19 protein-coding genes and 1 riboswitch are annotated in these 21,237 nt (G+C 32.9%); of the genes, 2 read left to right on the top strand and 17 right to left on the bottom strand.

Going from position 1 to position 21,237, the window contains the following annotated elements:
• Window positions 1-22 precede the first annotated feature (22 nt).
• From aroC to cmk, 10 genes are all read right to left on the bottom strand, one after another.
• Window positions 23-1,189: a chorismate synthase gene (gene aroC / locus JN168_RS06920; RefSeq protein ID WP_042738648.1), complete on the bottom strand. Its 1,167-nt coding sequence runs from the start codon at window positions 1,187-1,189 to the stop codon at window positions 23-25.
• 333 nt (window positions 1,190-1,522) lie between these two features.
• Entirely contained in the window at window positions 1,523-1,972 is a 450-nt protein-coding gene (ndk, locus tag JN168_RS06915; RefSeq protein ID WP_042738647.1) for a nucleoside-diphosphate kinase, read from the bottom strand.
• Between the two features lie 138 nt (window positions 1,973-2,110).
• The gene (locus tag JN168_RS06910; protein WP_042738646.1) at window positions 2,111-3,064 is read right to left on the bottom strand and encodes a polyprenyl synthetase family protein; all 954 of its coding nucleotides are present in this window, start codon (window positions 3,062-3,064) and stop codon (window positions 2,111-2,113) included.
• Between the two features lie 26 nt (window positions 3,065-3,090).
• Window positions 3,091-3,792 carry a demethylmenaquinone methyltransferase gene (locus JN168_RS06905; RefSeq protein ID WP_042738645.1) on the bottom strand — a complete coding sequence of 234 codons (702 nt, stop codon included), beginning with the start codon at window positions 3,790-3,792 and terminating at the stop codon, window positions 3,091-3,093.
• 35 nt (window positions 3,793-3,827) lie between these two features.
• Complete coding sequence (locus tag JN168_RS06900; protein WP_107642084.1) at window positions 3,828-4,373, bottom strand: heptaprenyl diphosphate synthase component 1; 546 nt, start codon at window positions 4,371-4,373, stop codon at window positions 3,828-3,830.
• A 261-nt stretch (window positions 4,374-4,634) separates the two neighbouring features.
• Window positions 4,635-4,907: an HU family DNA-binding protein gene (locus JN168_RS06895; protein WP_015900354.1), complete on the bottom strand. Its 273-nt coding sequence runs from the start codon at window positions 4,905-4,907 to the stop codon at window positions 4,635-4,637.
• Window positions 4,908-5,076: 169 nt separating this feature from the next.
• On the bottom strand, window positions 5,077-6,075 hold the full coding sequence (locus JN168_RS06890; RefSeq protein WP_042738643.1) for an NAD(P)H-dependent glycerol-3-phosphate dehydrogenase: 999 nt from the start codon (window positions 6,073-6,075) through the stop codon (window positions 5,077-5,079).
• 19 nt (window positions 6,076-6,094) lie between these two features.
• The gene (gene der, locus JN168_RS06885; protein WP_042738642.1) at window positions 6,095-7,405 is read right to left on the bottom strand and encodes a ribosome biogenesis GTPase Der; all 1,311 of its coding nucleotides are present in this window, start codon (window positions 7,403-7,405) and stop codon (window positions 6,095-6,097) included.
• Window positions 7,406-7,603: 198 nt separating this feature from the next.
• Complete coding sequence (gene rpsA, locus JN168_RS06880; protein WP_042738641.1) at window positions 7,604-8,797, bottom strand: 30S ribosomal protein S1; 1,194 nt, start codon at window positions 8,795-8,797, stop codon at window positions 7,604-7,606.
• Window positions 8,798-9,092: 295 nt separating this feature from the next.
• The gene (cmk, locus tag JN168_RS06875) at window positions 9,093-9,752 is read right to left on the bottom strand and encodes a (d)CMP kinase (protein WP_042738640.1); all 660 of its coding nucleotides are present in this window, start codon (window positions 9,750-9,752) and stop codon (window positions 9,093-9,095) included.
• A 78-nt stretch (window positions 9,753-9,830) separates the two neighbouring features.
• Between cmk and JN168_RS06870 the strand changes: the two genes are divergently transcribed.
• Window positions 9,831-10,805 (top strand): asparaginase, encoded by a 975-nt coding sequence (locus tag JN168_RS06870; protein WP_229367223.1) that lies wholly within the window; start codon window positions 9,831-9,833, stop codon window positions 10,803-10,805.
• An 832-nt stretch (window positions 10,806-11,637) separates the two neighbouring features.
• Here the strand turns inward: JN168_RS06870 and ypdA are convergent.
• The 4 genes from ypdA to JN168_RS06850 form a co-directional block, all read right to left on the bottom strand.
• Window positions 11,638-12,624, bottom strand: coding sequence for a bacillithiol disulfide reductase YpdA (gene ypdA, locus JN168_RS06865; RefSeq protein ID WP_042738638.1), 987 nt, complete (start codon window positions 12,622-12,624; stop codon window positions 11,638-11,640).
• A 286-nt stretch (window positions 12,625-12,910) separates the two neighbouring features.
• Window positions 12,911-14,722 carry a LysM peptidoglycan-binding domain-containing protein gene (locus JN168_RS06860; protein ID WP_279525713.1) on the bottom strand — a complete coding sequence of 604 codons (1,812 nt, stop codon included), beginning with the start codon at window positions 14,720-14,722 and terminating at the stop codon, window positions 12,911-12,913.
• Window positions 14,723-14,872: 150 nt separating this feature from the next.
• Window positions 14,873-16,252: a RecQ family ATP-dependent DNA helicase gene (locus JN168_RS06855; protein ID WP_042738636.1), complete on the bottom strand. Its 1,380-nt coding sequence runs from the start codon at window positions 16,250-16,252 to the stop codon at window positions 14,873-14,875.
• Window positions 16,242-17,204 carry a helix-turn-helix domain-containing protein gene (locus tag JN168_RS06850; RefSeq protein ID WP_042738635.1) on the bottom strand — a complete coding sequence of 321 codons (963 nt, stop codon included), beginning with the start codon at window positions 17,202-17,204 and terminating at the stop codon, window positions 16,242-16,244. Before JN168_RS06850 ends, JN168_RS06855 begins: the two co-directional genes overlap by 11 nt.
• Before the next feature lie 109 nt (window positions 17,205-17,313).
• Here JN168_RS06850 and JN168_RS06845 point away from each other — a divergent pair, with 109 nt between their 5' ends.
• A complete protein-coding gene (locus JN168_RS06845; protein ID WP_042738634.1) occupies window positions 17,314-17,562 on the top strand; it encodes a ferredoxin in 249 nt (82 codons plus the stop codon).
• A gap of 143 nt (window positions 17,563-17,705) precedes the next feature.
• Here the strand turns inward: JN168_RS06845 and JN168_RS06840 are convergent, their stop codons facing one another.
• From JN168_RS06840 to JN168_RS06830, 3 genes are all read right to left on the bottom strand, one after another.
• Window positions 17,706-18,251, bottom strand: coding sequence for an ECF transporter S component (locus JN168_RS06840; RefSeq protein ID WP_042738633.1), 546 nt, complete (start codon window positions 18,249-18,251; stop codon window positions 17,706-17,708).
• Between the two features lie 66 nt (window positions 18,252-18,317).
• Window positions 18,318-18,449: riboswitch (FMN riboswitch) on the bottom strand.
• A gap of 285 nt (window positions 18,450-18,734) precedes the next feature.
• Window positions 18,735-20,495 (bottom strand): ATP-binding protein, encoded by a 1,761-nt coding sequence (locus JN168_RS06835; protein ID WP_042739028.1) that lies wholly within the window; start codon window positions 20,493-20,495, stop codon window positions 18,735-18,737.
• The gene (locus JN168_RS06830) at window positions 20,479-21,204 is read right to left on the bottom strand and encodes a response regulator transcription factor (RefSeq protein WP_042738632.1); all 726 of its coding nucleotides are present in this window, start codon (window positions 21,202-21,204) and stop codon (window positions 20,479-20,481) included. Before JN168_RS06830 ends, JN168_RS06835 begins: the two co-directional genes overlap by 17 nt.
• Window positions 21,205-21,237 lie beyond the last annotated feature (33 nt).

Below are 21,237 nucleotides of genomic sequence, written 5' to 3'. Positions count from 1 at the left end.
ACATTTAATATTTTAATATTGCTTAATATTCAATATTAATTTGACGTTGTGCTTCAATTTGTTCTTTTAATTGGTCGATATGATTTGAATGGAACTCTTCTAATACAGCCTTTGCCAGTTCAAATGCTACGACATTTTCCATTACGACACTTGCTGCAGGCACTGCACAACTATCAGAACGTTCGATTGACGCTTTAAATGGCTCTTTGGTATTGATATCAACAGAATTCAATGGTTTATATAAAGTAGGGATTGGCTTCATCACGCCACTCACTACAATTGGCATACCATTGGACATACCGCCCTCGAAACCACCTAAATGGTTAGAACCTCTGTAATAACCTTGTTCTGCGTCATATAAAATTTCGTCTTGTACTTCACTACCAGGTAACTCAGCACATTTAAAACCTTCACCAAAGCTTACACCTTTAAAGGCATTAATACTAACTACACCTTGGGCAATTCTTCCGTCAAGCTTTCTATCATAATGTACATAACTTCCAATGCCTACTGGTACACCTTCTACTACTGTTTGAACAATACCACCTATTGTATCGCCGGCTTTTTTAGCTGCATCGATTTTATCTCTCATTTGTTGTGCTACGCTATCATCGATAACACGTACATCATTTTTATCTATATTGTCTTTAATTGTTTGTATGTCATATTCAGCATCATCTTTAACGCCGCCAATTTCAACTACACGACTATAAAAGTTTATGTCTAATTGTTTAAGTAGAATTTTAGCTACTGCACCTACAGCAACACGTGCAGCTGTTTCACGTGCAGATGAACGTTCTAATACATTTCTTAGATCTCTATGATTATATTTCATACCACCAATAAGGTCAGCATGTCCTGGACGTGGTTTTGTAATAACACGTTTCATGTTATCTTGTTCTTCTTCACTTATTGGTGCTGCACCCATAATGTTTTTCCAGTGAGTAAAATCATCGTTAGTAACAACAAGCGTAATTGGGCTGCCTAATGTATAGCCGTTTCTGACACCTGAAACGATTTCAATTGTGTCCTTTTCAATTTGCATACGTCGACCTCTACCATAGCCACCTTGACGCTTGAACATCTCTTCATTTATATCTTCTACATTAATTTCTAAATTCGCTGGTACACCTTCAATTATTACAGTTAACTGTGGACCATGTGATTCCCCAGAAGTTAAATATCTCATTATTTACCCACTCCGTTCTTTAGTACTTTAAATTGTTATATGTTCTATATCTTATCATATTCATTTAAGCAAATTAATAGAAAAATTTACAAATCTTAAATCTTAAGAAAATTCTATCATTTCTATTTGCATTAGTGTACCACTTGTAAAGAGAGTTATAAATAGCATAAAGTGTTTAGCATGCATTTATGTCATTATTTAAACGGAAAATACGTAGAATGTAATAGTGTGTGTAAAAAGGTGATATAACGTAATGTTAAAAGCGCATAAAAAATAAAACCCTTAAGAAATTCATCTCAAGGGTCTCAATTTTATAATATATGTAAAATGGTATTATTCATATAACCAAGTTTCGCGAGTCTCAGTATAATCGCTAAGTTCTTCAGGTTTGAACCACAAAGCAATCTCTTTCTTTGCAGATTCTACAGAATCAGATCCATGAATAATGTTTCTTCCAACTGTTAAACCTAAATCTCCTCTAATCGTACCAGGAGTTGCCTCAGATGGATTTGTCTTGCCAATAATATGACGCGAGATATGTACAGCATCTTCAGCTTCAACAACCATTGCAAATACTGGTGCAGAAGTAATGAATTCAATTAAATTGTTATAGAAAGGCTTGCTCTTATGTTCAGAGTAATGTTCTTCAGCAAGTGATTGTGGCACTGTCATTAATTTACCCCCCACAATCTTTAACCCCTTTTGTTCTATACGAGAAATAATTTCTCCAATTAAATTACGTTGTACCGCGTCCGGTTTAATCATTAAAAAAGTTCTTTCCATCTTGTGTAAATCCCCCTGTATTGTTGTTTAAGTGTAAAATTCGTTATACACAATAAGATATATCCAAATAAATATACTTATCCGATACATTCCTATATTAACAGGTAATTAAAGCGCTTTCAACGTTTTTCACATAACTTACACATTTCTTTTTCCAACTTTTTTAATAATCTTTTTAAATAATGGTTTTGCACTGTCATTTTCAAGTTCATCAATCAGACTCAAAGCTTTATCGAGATACTTATCACTAATTTCTTGGGCAGTTTGTATCACATTTGATTGACGTATTGTATTGATACATGCCTCAAATTCTGCTTTATTACTCTCAGGGCTAAGCGCTGCAATTTGTGTTTTAAATTCAGTGTTAACTTTCATTTCAAGCAGTACTGGCAATGTAAGATGACCATTCATTAAATCACTTCCTACAGGTTTGCCTAATTGCTTCTCCGTACTAGTAAAGTCAAGAATATCATCTACAATTTGAAAGCTCATACCTATATAATGACCAATCATTTTTAAATTGTGGATTGTTTTAATATCTGCACCTGCAGCAATAGCGCCAACTTCTGTAGATAATTGGATAAGCAATGCAGTTTTTCTATTGATACGTCTTAAATAATTAGTAATAGTTTGATTGCTGTTAAACTGGTCTTGAAATTGGAATAATTCTCCTTTGCAAACATCGACAATAGAGTGTGAAATAACTTTGTGAACCCGATTATCTTCTATATACGAAATATATTCTAAGCCTAATGCAAGTAAGAAATTGCCAGTTAATATAGCAGTGCTCTGATCCCATTTTTTAGAAATAGTTAAACGGCCACGGCGACGATCGCTCTTGTCTATCACATCGTCATGAACCAGTGTGGCCATGTGAATTAATTCTAATGCGACAGCTACTCTATACACATCTTCGCTTTCTGTTTCACCAAATTGTCCGCTTAAAATAGCGAATGCGGGTCTAACACGTTTTCCACCTGATGTGAATAAATGCTTGGCAGCAGCTTCTAGTGTCGGATCTTTGCTGATAATTGCTTGTTCGATTCTTTTTTCTACTTTTTTAATTTCGTTGTTCATGTTTAACTTTGACACGCTAATCACCTTTGGTTAATTCGATTTTATTTATAGCCAAGGTGCATTGCTGCAACGCCACCTGTAAAGCTACGTACTTTTATGTTACTGAATCCAGCTTGTGAAAATAGTCTTTTTAATTTCTCTTTATCTGGGAAATCAAATGTTGATTGTTGAAGCCATTCATATTCCTCTTTGGATTTAGCAAAAATTTTACCAAAAATAGGCATGATAAATTTAAAGTAAAATTTATATAACTGTGTGAATCCAGGTGTTGTAGGTTGGCTTGTCTCGAGACACACTACCATTCCCCCTGGTTTTAATACGCGGTTTAATTCCTTTAGCGTTGCCAAATAATCGGGAACATTTCTAAGACCAAACCCAATTGTAACATAGTCGAATTCATTATCTTCGAAAGGCAAGTTCATTGCGTCACCATGGACTAAATTAATATTGTCCATATCTTGCGTTTTTGTCTTCCCTACTTCAAGCATATTTTCACTGAAATCAACACCTGTTACTTCACCTGTTGGGCCTACTGCCTTACTAAGTGAAATTGTCCAATCAGCTGTTCCACAACAAACATCTAAGGCCTTTGAACCCGGTTTAACTTTCATCTCTTTCATAACATGCTTTCTCCAAGTCTTATGTTGTTCAAAGCTGATGATGTTATTTAATCGATCATATTTTCCTGATATATTTTGAAAAACGTTATGCACTTTTTCCTTGTTTACTTTATTATCTGCCATAGTTATTACCTCTTTTAAATTTGATTTCAGTTTAGTTAAATATTTTGAATGAATAATTTAATTTCGTTATCTGTATATTTTTTTAAATAAGCAGGTTTCTGTTCAATGAGTTGACTTAATAGTTTGTCATTAATGCTTTGTATATCAATTGCTTCATTGGCATAATGCTTCAACGTAATCATTAAAAAAATGTTCTCTACTTTTAGTATGTGAGAACCCATTTCTGATTTATCTAAATCATCTTGGTGTACAGATGATTTAATTTCATTTACCTCCACAATTGATCGACTGATATCCTTTTGATAACTTGGATTATTTAAAGTTGCTAATAATGTATAAAAATGGGCACTTAATAAATCACCGATTAAAATAGATTTCTTTGAAGTATCTTTTATATAGGCTTCATCTAAGTGGCGCATTGCAGTATCTATAGTGAGGCAAGCTAATTTCGCTTCTTCAGGAATATCGTATGTATCAAGTATTTGACCTAATATTTGGTTGAAATATATAGATTCATAATGGTCTACACCTTTAAGTCTGCTGCTAATTTGTTTTTCTAATATGCTTAATGTCGTTTCCATGTTCACACCTCACGTTATTATCAATATACATATTAACATTATATAATGAAAAATAAAATCAACGATAATTAAAGTTATTAATATTTAATGTTAAATATACCAGTTAATGACAGTTTGTTGAAGATTATGGAATTTTTAAATCCCTAATTTTATGTAAATCACTTAAATGAGAGTTATTGTTTAATTTTTATGTATTGCGTCATCGAAAAAATTACAAAAAGAAAAAGCCCCTTTAAAAGGGCTTTAAGTAAAAGTAAAGAATTATTTAACTGCGTCTTTTAAAGCTTTACCAGCTTTGAATGCTGGAACTTTGCTTGCAGGGATATCAATTTCTTTACCAGTTTGAGGGTTACGGCCTTTACGTGCAGCACGTTCACGTACCTCAAAGTTACCGAATCCAATTAATTGTACTTTTTCACCTTTAGAAAGTGATGATTGAATTGATTCGAATACTGCATCAACAGCTAAACCTGCTTCTTTTTTAGTTAATTCAGCTTGTTCAGCTACAGCATTGATTAAATCTGTTTTGTTCATTATGAATTCACCTCCCCTAGGGTCTATAATGATAACTTTGTATCATTATGCTTTGACTTTAACACAACGATAATCACTACTGCAACGATTTATGCGCAAAAAACGTTGAAATAATGGGATTTTGATGACAAATTGTTATAAATTTAATTAAAAGTGTAAAAATACTTTATTATTCGGACTTTTTGCCGCGTCCCATGAGGTCTTTGACACTTTCTGATACAGGTGTATTTTCAAATAAAACACGATATAAAGCTTCAGTGATTGGCATTTCAACATTATGCTTTTTAGCTAAATGATGAACTGATTTCGTCGTATAAACGCCTTCGACAACCATGTTCATTTCATCTAAAGCTGTTTCTAGTGATTTACCTTCACCTAATTTGTATCCTAAAGTAAAGTTACGAGAATGTGTCGATGTACATGTAACGATTAAATCTCCAATGCCACCAAGACCTAAGAAAGTAAGTGGATCTGCACCTAGCTTTTCACCAAGACGACTTATTTCTGCCAGCCCTCTTGTCATTAGTGCTGCTTTAGCATTGTCGCCAAAGCCCATGCCTGTAATCACACCACTAGCAACAGCGATAATATTCTTTAATGCGCCACCTAATTCAACACCAACTAAATCGTCGTTTGTATATACACGCAAATATTCATTCATGAATAAATCTTGTGTCAACAAACTAACTTCTTTTGACTTTGATGATGCGGCAACAGTTGTTGGTTGTTTTATAACAACTTCTTCAGCGTGACTTGGTCCAGATAGTACACCGATGCCAGCATTGTGTTCAGGAGAAATTGAATCCTCTAACATCTCTGAAACACGTTTGAAGGTGTCATTTTCAATACCTTTCGCCACATGTATAAATGTTTTTTTAGTTGTTAGCAAGCTATCGATTTTTTTAGCAATTTCACGCATTGCTTTTGTAGGCAGTGCCATTAAATAAATATCCGCAAATTGTGTTGCTTCTTCAATATCTAATGTTGCTTTAATCGATGAATCTAAAATTGCATCATTTAAATACTTTGTATTTTTATGTTGTTCATTGATATCGTTAATTGTTTGTTCATTTTTTCCCCACATTAATACTTGATGTCCATTTTCTGCTAAGACATTCGCAAGTGCGGTTCCAAAACTTCCAGTGCCAAATACGGTAACGTTTGACATGGTATCCCCTCCGGTCTAATTAATTTCGTTTTCTTGGTATAATATGCACAGGTGTTCCTTCAAAACCAAATGCTGATCTGATTTGATTCTCTAAATAACGTTTATAAGAAAAGTGCATTAATTCTACATCATTAACGAATACTACAAATGTAGGTGGTTCAATTGCCACTTGAGTCGCATAGAACACATTTAATCGACGCCCTTTATCTGTAGGTGTTGGGTTCATAGAAATGGCATCTGTAATTACTTCGTTTAGAGTTGAACTTTGAACACGCTTTTTATGATTTTCACTAGCTTCTCTAATGTATGGGAAAAGTGTTTTTAATCTAAGTTTTTCCTTTGCAGAAATAAATGCAACTTCTGCATAATCTAAAAATTGGAATTCTTTACGAACTTCATCTTTAAATTCTTTCATTGTATTCGTTTCTTTATCAACTGTATCCCATTTATTGACTACGATAACAATTGCTTTACCTTCTTCATGAGCATAGCCCGCAACACGTTTATCCTGTTCGATAATACCTTGTTCAGCATCTATAACGATTAAAATGACATTTGAACGTTCGATCGCTTTTAATGCGCGTAATACAGAATATTTTTCAGTATTTTCATAGACTTTACCCTTTTTACGCATTCCAGCAGTATCAATTAATACATAATCTTGCCCATCATAACTATACTCTGTATCAACCGCATCTCTTGTAGTACCAGCTACGTTAGATACAATAACGCGTTCTTCACCCAAAATGGCATTAACTAAACTAGATTTACCAACGTTTGGTCTACCAATAATAGATAAACGGATAGTATCATCATCGTAAGGTTCAGGTTCTTCGTCTTTAAAATGCTTAACAACTTCATCTAACAAATCCCCAAGGCCAAGGCCATGCGAACCTGAAATAGGGTATGGTTCTCCGAATCCTAATGAATAAAAATCATAAATTTCATTACGCATTTCAGGATTGTCTACTTTATTAACCGCAAGTACGACTGGTTTTTTCGATTTATATAGCATTTGGGCAACCATTTCATCACTTTGAGTTAACCCTTCACGTACATTTACCATAAAGATGATGACATCTGCTTCATCTATAGCTATTTCTGCTTGTGCTTTTATTTGTGTTTGGAATGGTGCATCACCAATTTCAATACCTCCAGTATCAATAATATTGAAATCATGTGTTAACCATTCGCCTGATGAATAAATTCTATCACGAGTTACTCCGGGTGTATCCTCAACAATAGATACACGTTCACCGACAACTCTATTAAAGATTGTAGATTTACCAACATTGGGCCTTCCTACAATCGCTACTATAGGTTTAGTCATAACTTACTTCCTCTCTTTTATAATCTCTATAATTTTATCACATGGTTTAATTAATTCAAAAGAAATATTAAATCAATCGCCTCTCTTGAATGATAATCGGAATATGTTGCTTCATTTCAGTATATATAAGCACATAAAAAATAATCTTGTCCTATGAAATCATAAGGACAAGATTTAAATTGGTATATATGGGTCAAATTAAAATTTAAAGTCTTTCAATTTATCTCCAAAGACATCACCGAGTGTAGGATTATCATCCTCATCTGATGAACTATCTAAGTATGATTGTGTCTCTTCATTACTGCTTTCTTGAGAGTGATCATCAGACTCTTCATTTGGCAATGTTGCTTTGATAGATAATGAAATACGTTCGTTATCTATATCCACACCAAGTACTTTCACTTTAACTTCTTGACCAGGTTCTAGTACTTCGCTCGGAGTACCGATGTGTTTGTGGCTAATTTCAGAAATGTGTACTAATCCTTGTACACCTGGTTTAATTTCAACAAAAGCACCAAATTCAGCTAATCTGATAACTTTGCCATCGATAACATCGCCTTCGCTAAACTCTCCTTGGATAGATTCAAACGGACTAGGTAAAGTATCCTTAATTGATAATGAGATTCTTTCAGAATCTTTATCGATTGATTTTACTTTTACTTTAACATCATCACCAATTGAAACGACATCTTCAGGAGATTTAACATGTTCGTGAGATAACTCAGAAACATGTACTAAACCATCTACGCCACCAATGTCGATAAACGCACCAAAGTTAGTTAAACGAGCAACTTTACCATCGATAACATCGCCTTCATTTAATGAAGATAATAAAGCGTCCTTTTTCTCTGCATTTTCTAATTCTTCTACAGCTTTTCTACTAAGGATGACGCGATTATTAGCAGGATCTAATTCCTCGACCTTTAATTTTAAGACTTGACCTTCAAAATCAGAGAAATCTTCAATGAAATCAGTTGAAATTAATGAAGCAGGTACGAAACCTCGTTGTCCTACATCCACAACTAATCCGCCTTTAACTACTTCTGTTACTTTGGCTTCAATTGTCTCATTGTTATCAAGCTGTTCTTGCAGGAATTCATATGATTTCTCTGTTTCAAGTTGACGTTTTGATAGTATATATGCACCTGTTTCATTCTCTTCGTCATACTCAACTTTTGTAACGTATGCACCAATTTCGTCACCGACTTTCACAGCATCACTAGGTGTATCAATGTGATGAGTAGAAAGTTGACTAATAGGGATAATGCCATTAAACTTACTACCGTTTACATGAACAATTACTTGCTTTTCTTCTATTTCTAGAACTTCGCCAGTAACCTTGTCCCCTTCTTTAATATCGTGGATCATTGATTCGTTGAATTCTTCAGTCATCTTGTCTGCCTCCTTATTACACTACATATTTATAACATCTTATAAACTGTCAAAATTGTCAAGAAATTCTACTCTTTTAGAGGAATGCCATACATTTTGTTATATAAATGTAAAAATATTTTGATTTAAACTCACTGAAATTTAATGAATTTTACTTTTATTTTACATTTATGCCAATATATGTAGTAATAAAATCATAAAAAATTGTACATCCTTGTTATACCCTATTCGAAATAATATATAACTTTTTTAGTCAATTTTTACGTTGCTTTTAATAAGATGAGCTGAAATAGTTTTATGCCAACGATGAAACCATATCGAGTATCTCATTAGTTACAGTTTCAATATCCTTTCCAGTAGTATCTAAAGTTACCGCATCATCTGCTTTTTTAAGTGGAGAGATTTCACGATTCATATCATAATGATCTCGGTCTGCAATTTCTTGTCTAAGTTGCTCGACAGTTGATTCAATGCCTCTTTCCTCATTATCTTTTTGTCTACGAATAGCACGTTCTTCAACTGAAGCGATCATGTATACCTTTAAATCAGCATCAGGTAATACAACAGTACCAATATCTCTTCCATCCATGACGATACCTTTTTTAGCTGCCAATTCTTGTTGTTTATTTACTGCAAACGTTCTTACCGGTTCCTTTGAAGCTACATATGAAACATGATTCGTAACGTCATTTTCTCTTAAGTAGTCTGTAACATCTTGATTATCTAAGATGACACGTTGTCCTTTCACTTCGTCGTATGTTAAAGCTAATTCAGAACCTGCAATTAATGTCTCAAAATCTTCTGTTTTATTTTGTTGTAAATATTTATATGTAATTGCACGATACATTGCTCCCGTATCGACATATATCATTGATAATTTTGCAGCAACTATTTTTGCAATTGTACTTTTACCTGCGGCTGCAGGACCATCTAATGCGATATTTATTCGTTTCATTTCAGAAAACCTTCCTTGTTGTTTTATGAATAATATTTTATCATAAATATGTATTATATTAATAGGAGGAATGCACGCATGAAAAAACTTCTTGTCATACATACAGGTGGCACAATCAGCATGTCGCAAGATGAATCAAATCAAGTTGTTACTAATGAGAAGAATCCAATTTCAACACATCAAGAAATTATTAAAGCATATGCTGATGTAACAGAAATTACACCATTTAACGTACCATCACCACATATGGATATTCATTACGTTGAGCAATTAAAGAACATTATTGAATCAGCAGCTAAAGAAAATCAATATGATGGTTTTGTAATTACTCATGGTACCGATACACTGGAAGAAACTGCTTATTTATTAGATTTAACAGTAGAAATTTCCCAACCGATTGCAATTACAGGTGCAATGCGTTCCTCAAATGAAATTGGTGCAGATGGTTTGTATAATTTTATATCGGCAATTCGTGTTGCGACGAGTGATGAATCCACAAATATGGGAGTTATGGTTGTATTTAATGATGAAATACACACAGCTAGAAATGTTACTAAAACACATACATCAAATACGAATACCTTCCAAAGTCCAAACCATGGACCGTTAGGTGTAGTGACTAAAAATAGTGTCCAATTTCATCACAAACCTTTCGAACATCAGATATTAGATAAAATCGATCAAAATTTAAATATTCCTTTGGTAAAAGCATACATGGGTATGAATAATGACGTTTTAGAATTTTATAGTAAACAAAAGGTTGATGGAATTATTATAGAAGCCTTAGGTCAAGGTAATTTACCACCTACTTGTTTAAAAGGTTTAGCTGCTTGTTTAAATCAACGTATTCCTATTGTACTTGTTTCACGTTCATTTAATGGGATTGTTGGCCCGATTTATGCATATGAAGGTGGTGGCGCAACGTTAGAACGTCAAGGTGTTATATTTTCTAATGGATTAAATGGGCCAAAAGCCAGATTGAAATTATTAGTTGGACTTAGCAACAATTTAAATAGTGACGAATTAAATCATTATTTTGAATCTCAATTATAATTTGTGGATTTGATTGATAGATTGATAGTCCAAATTTATAAGTCTATTAAAAGTATGACTTTAAATTGCATTTCATCAATAGGTTTTATAAATAATAAAGTCTTGTATATGAATTTCGGTAAAATAACACTCAGATGATTGAATTCAATTTATCTGAGTGCTTTTTTGTTTATATATATTATTGGCTCGCTTTCCTAGGGGACAGCTTCAGCCTGTAGTCTTCAGCTTGTCCTGTTCCCTCGGGAGTCTCGCAAAAATACGTTGAATTCATAAGTGATTATTACAGTAATATACATTTAAATTCTTGTATTTAATTTGTCTTGTTTGTGTTGGTATATCAATCATTAAATGTAAAATATTTTATTTACTAGATTTTCATTCATATTACATATTGTTACATCGCTTTACTAGGGGACAGTTACATCCTGTAGTCTTTAGTTCGTCATCTTCTCACAGGAGTCTCGCTAACATACTTTGTATCTGTGTATAAATTCATATTAAAATACTATGGGCAAAAATGATCCTTTAGTTCATTTACTAACTATAAATAAACTAAACAAATGAGCTATTTTAAGTATAAAGACTGCAACTCAACTTTACTGTCAAAGGTAACTACAATACGAATCCCCTTAATTGTTAGTTGATGATATATTATTGAAATTGTTTTATCAAACCTTGGAACTGAATATTGATGAATACCAACATCATCGTGCTACTACTTCTAATAATTATAAAAAAGACAATTTCTATATTATTTCAATAGAAATTGTCTTCTTAAACTTGTTCGAAGATTTTACATCTCAGAATCTATTTATATTTATTGTCCTATCTATTATGATTCAAGCGGTGTTTGCTTTTTAGTTAAAATACTTTGTGTAATTATGCCACCGTGGTATTTTCCATTTTCAATAAAGATGGTATTTGCATCATTACCAGCAGCGATTACACCTGCAATATAGCAGTTTTCTACATTAGTTTCGTAGGTTTCTTTATTGTGTACGGGTGCTGTACCAAATTCATTTGTGTTTATTTCAATCCCTATTGATTCTAAGAAGTCATAATCTGGATGATAACCAATCATCGCAAATACATAATCATTAGGGATTTCGAATATTTGATCATCTTGCTTATATTCTATTGAGTTTTCATTAATTTTTATAACTTCAGCGTTAAAGTGCATATTGATTTTTTCATTTCTTACTAAAGATTCAAAATTTGGTAATATCCATGGTTTTATTGCTTGTGGATAAGCTTCACCACGATATAGTACTGTAACATTAGCACCAGCTTTTTCAAGTTCTAATGCCGCATCAACTGCAGAGTTTTTGCCTCCTATTATAACCACATTTTGATCAAAATAAGGGTGCGCTTCTTTAAAATAATGTTTAACTTTTGAAAGTTCTGCACCTTCAACTTCAAGTGTATTATGATGTCCATAATAACCTGTAGCAACTGTTAAGAATCTACATTGATACACATCTTTAGTCGTTGTAATTGTAAATCGATTATTAATCTTTTTAACGGTAAGGACTTCTTCAAAAGCATTAATACGCAATTGATGATGTTTAACAACTTCTCTATAGTATACTAATGCTTGGTTTCGATGAGGTTTACTGTCTTCTACAATAAAAGGAATGTCTCCGATACTTAATTTATCACTTGATGAAAAGAATGTTTGATGCGTTGGATAATTGTAAATTGCATTTACGACGTTACCTTTTTCAATAACTAATGTTTCGATACCTTTTCTTTTTTGTTCGATAGCGGCACTTAGTCCACAAGGACCTCCGCCTATGATGATACTTTCGACTGTTTGCATACGTAATTGTCCTCCTTTAACCACTCATATATTATACCAGTAGTTATAAAAAAACCAAATGAAAGAAACTGAAACTTCTATATATCAACTATTTAAATTTAGAATATATAATTGTAAGATAAACATATTTTTAAACAATAACTTAAAGTAGTTAATCATATACCAATGTCACTAATTGCAGCAGGAAATTTTCAATGTATAAATTAAGGCGAGCTAATCCAAAGAATAAGATTAGCTCGCCTATTTAAAGCGTGTGTATTAATGCTAGTATCACTTTAAAATTTTATTATTGTGGAATTACTAAACGTTGACCATTGTGTATATCATTGCCTGAAAGGTTGTTAGCTTGTCTTATTTTTTCGACATTTTCAGGTGTTCCTTCACCATAATATTGAATAGCAATTCTATATAAGTTTTGACCATTTACAACATGAGTACGTTGTCCTGAAGTGTTTGTTGATTGTTGTGAATCTTGGGAACTATTTTGGCCACTTGTTGACTGATTATCGCTGTTAGAAGAGCTAGATTGACCTTGGTCAGTAGCTGCACCACTTGAGTTACTATCACTAGCACTTTGATCACTAGAATCAGAACCATTTGTAGCTTGATCAGAACTACTGCTTTGACTACTGTTGTCAGATGAATCTGCATCACTTGTAGCTTGATCAGAGTCAGAGTCGCTGCCGTCAGACGCACCAGATGATTTTTCACTGTCATCTGAACTTTTAGACTTGTCATCGCTAGACTTATCTTTATCTTTATCAGAATCAGCTTTTTTATCTTTATCTCCGTCTTTGTCTTTATTATCAGCTACTTTTTTATCATCGTTAGCACTCTTATCATCATTATTTCCAGTTAAGGCCATGCCACCGAAAATACCAATTGCCGCCAAAATTAAGATTGCTGCTAAAATTGGTAATAATTTACCTAATAAGCCGCCTTTTTTCTTTTTACGTTTGTAATCATCGTTATTATTACTATTATTTTGATGATTGTTTCCGCCATTTCCATTAGAACCGGAACCACTTGCTTTTGAAGCTGCTGCGGCGCCACCAGCACCCGCTGCAGCAGCACCACCAGCAACTGCGGCACCTTTTTTCTTGGATTTACCGTTGTTCTTTTCTTCATTATGTTGTTCTTTTGATTGTGATTCGTTTGATTTATTGTCTGCAGTGTTACTTTCTGCGTTTTTATCTTTGTTTGATTTGCTAGCAGCATAAGCACCTGCACCTGCGCCCGCTGCAGCAGCACCACCAGCAATAGCAGCGCCTTTTTTCTTGGAACCATCTTTTGAATCGGCTGATTCATTTTGCTCATGTTGTTCCTTGTTATTTTTATTATGCTCTGGATCATTGACTCTATTATCAGCATCATCCTTATTTGCAGCATATGAGCCTGTGCCAGCACCAGCAGTAGTACCACCTGTCTGTGTAGCGTCTTGCTCACGATTTGTAGTATCATTTTGATCATCAACATGCTGTTCTTTCGAAGAATGCTTGTCGTTGTTGTGTTTATTTGCAGCATAAGCACCTGCACCTGCACCAGCTGCTGCGCCACCAGCAATGGCAAACCCTTTACCATTATGTTTATCATCTGCAGTTCGCTTGTCAGCTGCATCTTTATCTTGATGTGATAAATCAGTATCATCTTTACGAGTGTTTACGTCACTTCTGTCATGATTTTCTTGTTGCTTTAAGTCGTTATTTGATTTGTCATATTGATTGTTACGATGTTGTTCATCAGAAGTTTCTTGATAGATATTATTGTCTCGTGAATGATCATCATGATCTTGTGACTGGTTAAAGTCTGATGATGATTTGTTTTGGTCATTAAGGTGTTGTTCTTGATCAAGTTGTTGCTCTTGTTGTTGATCAGATTGTTCCCCTTTATTTTGATTTGTTGCTGTATCTCGTCTACGTTGTCTTCTTTGAGCATTTCTTGGAGGGAATTGCTCATTGTTTTTGTCGGATACTTCTTCTTTTGCATTGTCAACAGAAGCGTCAACAGATTCATTTGTTTTGTCTAGGTGTTCATTTGGATCAATTGATTGACGATTTTTCTCAAAATCATCTTTAAAGTTGTTGTTAGACAAATTCATCATCCTTCCTTTATTTATATATTAAGTATATACTGTTTTACCCTAATCAAACGTAAATATGTATACCTATTTTAAGAAAACTACAATATTTATGTCATTATAAGTTGTATTATAGCTTGTTTGAAAATGTTAAGTAAAGTAATTGTCTATCTATTTGAACAAATTTTTTAATTTTTCATTATAATCAATTTTACGTTTTACTTTTTTGCGATTAAATATTTTTATTAATTCAATATCAGCATCATTATCACAACATTTTTCAGGTCGTTTATTCACAAATTCACCAAAAAATTCCATAAGATATGCGCGTCTACACTGATCTAAATTCTTATAACCCAACATTCTGATATAACCATTTCTTTTACGTTGGTAAGTATTTTCAAATATATGTCGTAATTCATTAAATGTATAATAACTACTTAAAATTTCAATAATTTCTTTTTTATAAGGTATTAAATCCATACCTAATTCAAATGCATTAACATCTTCATTAGTTATAATATCAGTAAATAACAGTGTTTCAAGTAAGAAACTATCATCTGGTTGATATAAACTGATGGCTTGACTTTGTTTGCCATCTCTCCCAGCACGACCAATCTCTTGTAAATAATTCGACGGACTAGTTGAAAGATGAAAGTGAATGATTGTACGAATATCTTTTTTGTTTATTCCCATTCCAAATGCACTTGTAGCAACAATGATAGGAATATCGTTATTAAGAAATTGATGTTGAACCGTTTGCCGTTCCTGATAGGATAGATCACCGTGATAAATACCTGTTAAAAAGCCTTGTTGATAAATTTCTTGAGCTAATGATAAACAGACTTTTTTTGATGAAACATAGATAATTGTCGGTCCAGATTGTTCTAATGTTGGCAGCAACCATTTGAGTTTTTCTTCATCATCTGCAAAATTTTGATGGTGTAGTGAAATATTGTCTCTATTCATACTTGTTTTAACTACATTGAATTGAGTACGTAACATTTGGTTCAAATCAGATAATAGATGTGGTGGTGCTGTCGCTGTTAATCCTAATATAGAAACGTTAGTAAATTGTTGAATGATTTTTCCTATAAGTGCATAATGTGGTCTGAAATCATAGCCCCATTCTGACAAACAGTGGGCTTCATCTAAAACAATAAGACCAAAGTTAATATGTTTAATGAGTTTGAAATTATGGGGTTGGAGTATAAATTCAGGGCTTAAGAAGATAAAACGACTTTGCTTTAGATTTTTGATATTTGCTGAACGTTCATCTTCATCCATACCAGAATGAATACAACTCACTTTATGTTCACCATGTGCTTTAAGTTGCATAACTTGGTCATCCATTAACGAAATAAGTGGTGAAATAATTAATGTAGGTTGTTGTTTAATATATGTAGGTAATTGATAACACAGACTTTTACCACTACCAGTTGGTAATATACCTAATGTATCTTGTTGGTTTAGTACGCTTTTAATAATTGCTTCTTGTCCAGGCTTAAATGTTTCAAATCCAAACCAATGTTTCAGTTCGTCAATCAGCATGTAGCTCACCTCTTTCTATGCCTACAATGATAAGCTTGATTGTAAAGTAACTTAATGACGGGAATCGTTCTTTATAGTTCCGCAATCTTTCATCCTTATGCTGTATATAATAATTTAGAAAATCAGAATTTAAATCATCCTTTAGAAACGCTTTATAATTTGATAAATATCCCTTTATAAACAATTCTAAGACATGGTCTTCAATTGTATTAATTTTAACTTGTTGATGTTGTGCCAAATCATCCATAGTTAGTCCTTTTTTTAAGCCTTCAAAAGATAAATCTGTTTTATGTAATAGCGTAGGTAACACAATTAACTGATGCAAAATAGGGTAACGTTGATTATCTTCAATTTGAAACATCATTACAACTAAATCGTTTAATTCTAATTCAAATAATAATTCTTGTGGCAAACCTTCTATTAAACTAACTTGCTGTCTAGTGTACATGCTATCTTCAAACCCTTGTAAGTAGTAATGAATGTAAGTCCCTTGGTTTTCTTTATGAATAGCTTCGAATAACATATGAAGTTCTGCAATAAAATCTTGTTCGAGGTTTGCCTCTTTAAGATATTTATATACATATTTAACACGTTTATGTATAGTTTGCTGTTGAGTGAGAGGGATAAATTGACTATCCTTATGCTGTAATTGTGAAATCGTTTGTGTTAATAATTGTATTGCTTGAAACGTATTAACGAGACTATCAAATGTATATCTTGGATGTACGCGTACGTTTAATGTTGTTTCTATTTCTGATTGGCTCAGATTATAATATCGCTCGAATGACGGATACTGGATATTAGGTAAGCTATGATATAATGATAGTAATTGTTGGCTACATGCATCAAAAAAGGTTTGATGTGATTTTTTGCCTATGATAATATTATATATGCTTTTTTCGGTTTTATAATGGTGTGTATTTTGTTGGATGAAATGAAATAAATTTTGCATGTTTACTCCCCTAATTAATTAAAACGAAAACATTGAAAAAAATAAGTACAGTGCTTACAATATTAATTGTGATTTTATTGTAGCATTTTTGTCAAAGGAGGCGAAGAAAATGGCTAAATATACTATTGTCGATATGGATACTTGCATTGCATGTGGTGCTTGTGGTGCTGCTGCCCCTGATATATATGACTATGATGATGAAGGTATTGCTTTTGTAATACTTGATGACAACCAAGGTACTGCTGAAGTGCCTGAAGAATTATATGAAGATATGGAAGATGCATTAGAGGGATGTCCTACTGATTCAATTAAAATTGAAGAAGAATCTTTTGATGGGGACGCACTGAAATTTGAATAGATTTTAAGTGACGAATTATATTTTAACCTTATTATAGGAAAAGCGCATGTTTAAATTAACTTAAACATGCGCTTTTGTTATATGAAAACAAAATTTTATTTGTCACTATTTATTGATACGTTAGTGTATGTTAGCGCAATTTGTTATCTCGGTAAAACACTATTCAAGCGTTTGTATAATAAGATAAATATAATTGAAATAACAATACCTTTAATAATATTGAAAGGTATAACACCTGATACTATAATTATTTTCAAATTACCAAAAACATCTGATAAATTCATAATCATGCCATAGAGTGGTAACAACACAAAATAATTCAAAATGCTTAATACTAGTGTCATTATTAAGGTTGCTACAGCTAAACCAGTAACTAATGATTTAGCGTTATTTTTATTTTTAGCAACATAAAACGCAGTAAGTATAAAACTTGTGGCTGCTAAAAAATTGGCCAACGGTCCTATTGGATCCCCTACATTGAATAAAAAATTCAATAAATTTTTAATAAATTCAACGATGATGCCAGCAATGGGTCCTAATGTAAATGTTGCAAGAAGTGCCGGTACATCACTAAAGTCTAATGTTAGATATGGTGGTAAAAATGGTAACGGGAACTTGATAAACATTAATATAAAAGCTACCGCACTTAACATGCTAATCGTTATTAGACGTTTGGTTTGTTGTTGCATATTCAATTATCTCCTTCCATTCATCTTACTCAGAATAGGAGGATTTAATTGCACAACAAATTAACCCTCCATCTTCTCCCATCCAGACTATACTGTCGGCTCTAGATTCACACTAGATCAGCTATTTATTGAACAATAAATAGGTCGCAGGCTTATATTACTGCCGGTTGGGAATTACACCCTACCCCGAAGATGAACATTTAAATTTTATAAATATATCATAGCGTATAACTCAGATAAAGACAATGATATTGTTTACAGTATTTAGTGCTAATTTACCAGCAATATAAAATTAAATTTTACACACAGTACTAAATAGCGATGTAAAATGATTTCAATTTATATTTTAAAGCTATAATCACAAAAAACACCTCCGCCTTACACATTAAATTGTATAAATCGGAGGCGCTTCACCTTATTTAGTTAGATGATTATTATAATCATTTTTGACGTTACACATAAAATCATCAATGACTTATTCCTTTAATCTCTAGTTGGTGGTTTCGGTAAGCGAATAATAAATGTTGTACCTTGACCGAGTTCACTTTTTACAAGTATCTTACCTTCATGTTCATCGATAATCATTCGACATATAAATAGTCCAAGTCCGGTACCTTGCTTACCTCTTTTACGTGCTGCATCTACTTTGTAAAAACGATCAAAGACTTGCTCTAAATGTTCGGGAGCAATACCCGTTCCTGTATCGGTAATATATAACAAGTTGTCATGATCATTTTCAGCAATATCGACGGTTATTGTATCTCCTGGTTCTGTATATCGACATGCATTATCAATCAGATTCGTAAGCACTTGTTCAATTCTATCAGAATCATAATACCAGAGCGCTCCATTAGAAATTGGATTTAATTTCATGGTTAGTTCTAAGTCTGCAGCTTGTTGTTGATATTTCAATTGCATCTTATTTAACAACGGATCAATAGGTTGGATTTCTCGTTCAACACTTAACCCTTCTGCATCCATTCTAGCAACATTTAAGAGTTCATTAACCAGTCTGTTTAAACGTTTCGTCTCATCTAAGACGATGCTCAAGGATTCATGGATCTCTTCGGGTTCAGTAACAATACCATCAACGATTGATTCTGTATATCCTTGCAATAAAGAAATGGGTGTACGTAATTCATGTGAAACATTTGCTATAAAATCTTTCTTCATTTGATCAATATTATGTTCATTGGTCATATCTCTTATGATGGCCACGATACCACTTCGTCCATCTGGTTGAATTTGCTCTATATAACTAGTAATGATTACAAAATATCTAGTATTAATTTCATATTCTTCAAACTGTGTATGTTTGTTCTTAAAAGTTAATTCTGTTTGTTCATCAAGCTTTTCTAATGAATACTCATCTAAAAGTTGTAATGTATTTTGAGCCATTTGGTTAGATAAAATAACTTCCTTCTTATCGTTGTATCCTAATACACCTTCAACCATGGAGTTGATTAAACTATCCCTAATGTTCTTAGAAGATGACAGTGCATCGATATGTTGTTGGATTTCAGAACTCATCGTATTAAAGGCACGAGATAATTCTCCAATTTCATCCTTTGAATTTACGGGTTCAACTTGCGCATATTGTCCTTTTGAAACTCTCAATGCTTGAGACCGTAGATTTCTTAGAGGTTTCGTAATACGAGAAGAAAGGAAAAAAGCAAATATCGTTGTAATTGCTAAGAAAATAATGGCAATAATTAAAATAATAACCGTGATTAAATTATTAGTATCTTCGATGGTTTTTAAATCTTGATAAATAAAGACACCACCGTATTCATCTTGTTTAACATCGCTTAAATTCTTTGAAGGATATCCAATTAATACATAAGTATGTTGTTGATCATTAATTTTTACATTAACGTGTTCCGAAATTTTCTTTCCTTTATTAAATACGTCATCATAGTCTTTATTTTGTTTGATTTCATTTAACATCTTTTGTTTAGTATTGCCATACTTACTATTTTGACTGTTTTTATCATTCATTATAATGAGACCAACAGGGCCTTCAATCAACTTACGACTGTGTTCAATCGCGGTTGCTTTATTATCAGAGCTTGCTACTAATTCACTAATACGTTTAGCATCTTTGAGTAAAGAATCTTCTGTTTCCTGTGTGAAGTATGATTGGATAAATGTGATTAAGGCTGCGCTAAGTAAAATTAAAACTGTCGTTACTATAAATATTATAGTTAACCACAGTTTTATGACTACATTATTGAGTCGGTTCATCATTTGATTTAACTTCAAACTTATAACCTACTCCCCAAACAGTTTGAATCATCTGAGCAGCCTCTTCAGAAACGCGATTTAACTTTTCTCTTAAGCGTTTAACATGAGTATCTACGGTACGTAAGTCTCCATAAAACTCATAATGCCACACTTCTTTTAACAGTTGTTCTCTATCAAATACTTTATTAGGTGTTTTCGCTAAAAATATTAATAATTCATACTCTTTAGGTGTTAAGTTTACTTGGCTCTCATCTGCAAGCACTCTATGAGCATCATTGTCGATAACTAAATGATCAAATTCTATCAAATCACGCGCATGTGGTTCGCTCTGTTCTGTATGTGCGACCTGTGTTCTTCTTAGTAATGCTTTTACACGTAACACAACTTCTCTTGGTGAAAAAGGTTTAACAATGTAATCGTCTGCACCTGATTCAAAACCTTCAACACGATTTGTTTCTTCGCCTTTGGCTGTTAACATAATAATTGGTGTATCTTTATGCTCTCTTAGTTTAGAAGCAACAACAATACCATCCATTTCAGGCAACATTAAATCTAGTAATATACATGCATAATCATGTTCCATTGCCATATGATACGCTTCACTACCGTCTTTAGCTTCATGTATTTCAAAAGATTCTCTTTCTAAATATAATTTAAGTAATCTTCTAATTCGATCCTCATCATCTACGATTAAAATTTCATTTGACATACGTATGTACCTCCCACACTGCTTACTTTCCAA

This window comes from Staphylococcus gallinarum, from assembly GCF_029774255.1.
In the GTDB taxonomy this organism is placed as follows: Bacteria; Bacillota; Bacilli; order Staphylococcales; family Staphylococcaceae; genus Staphylococcus; species Staphylococcus gallinarum.
This window is presented reverse-complemented; position numbering and strand designations above follow the sequence as displayed.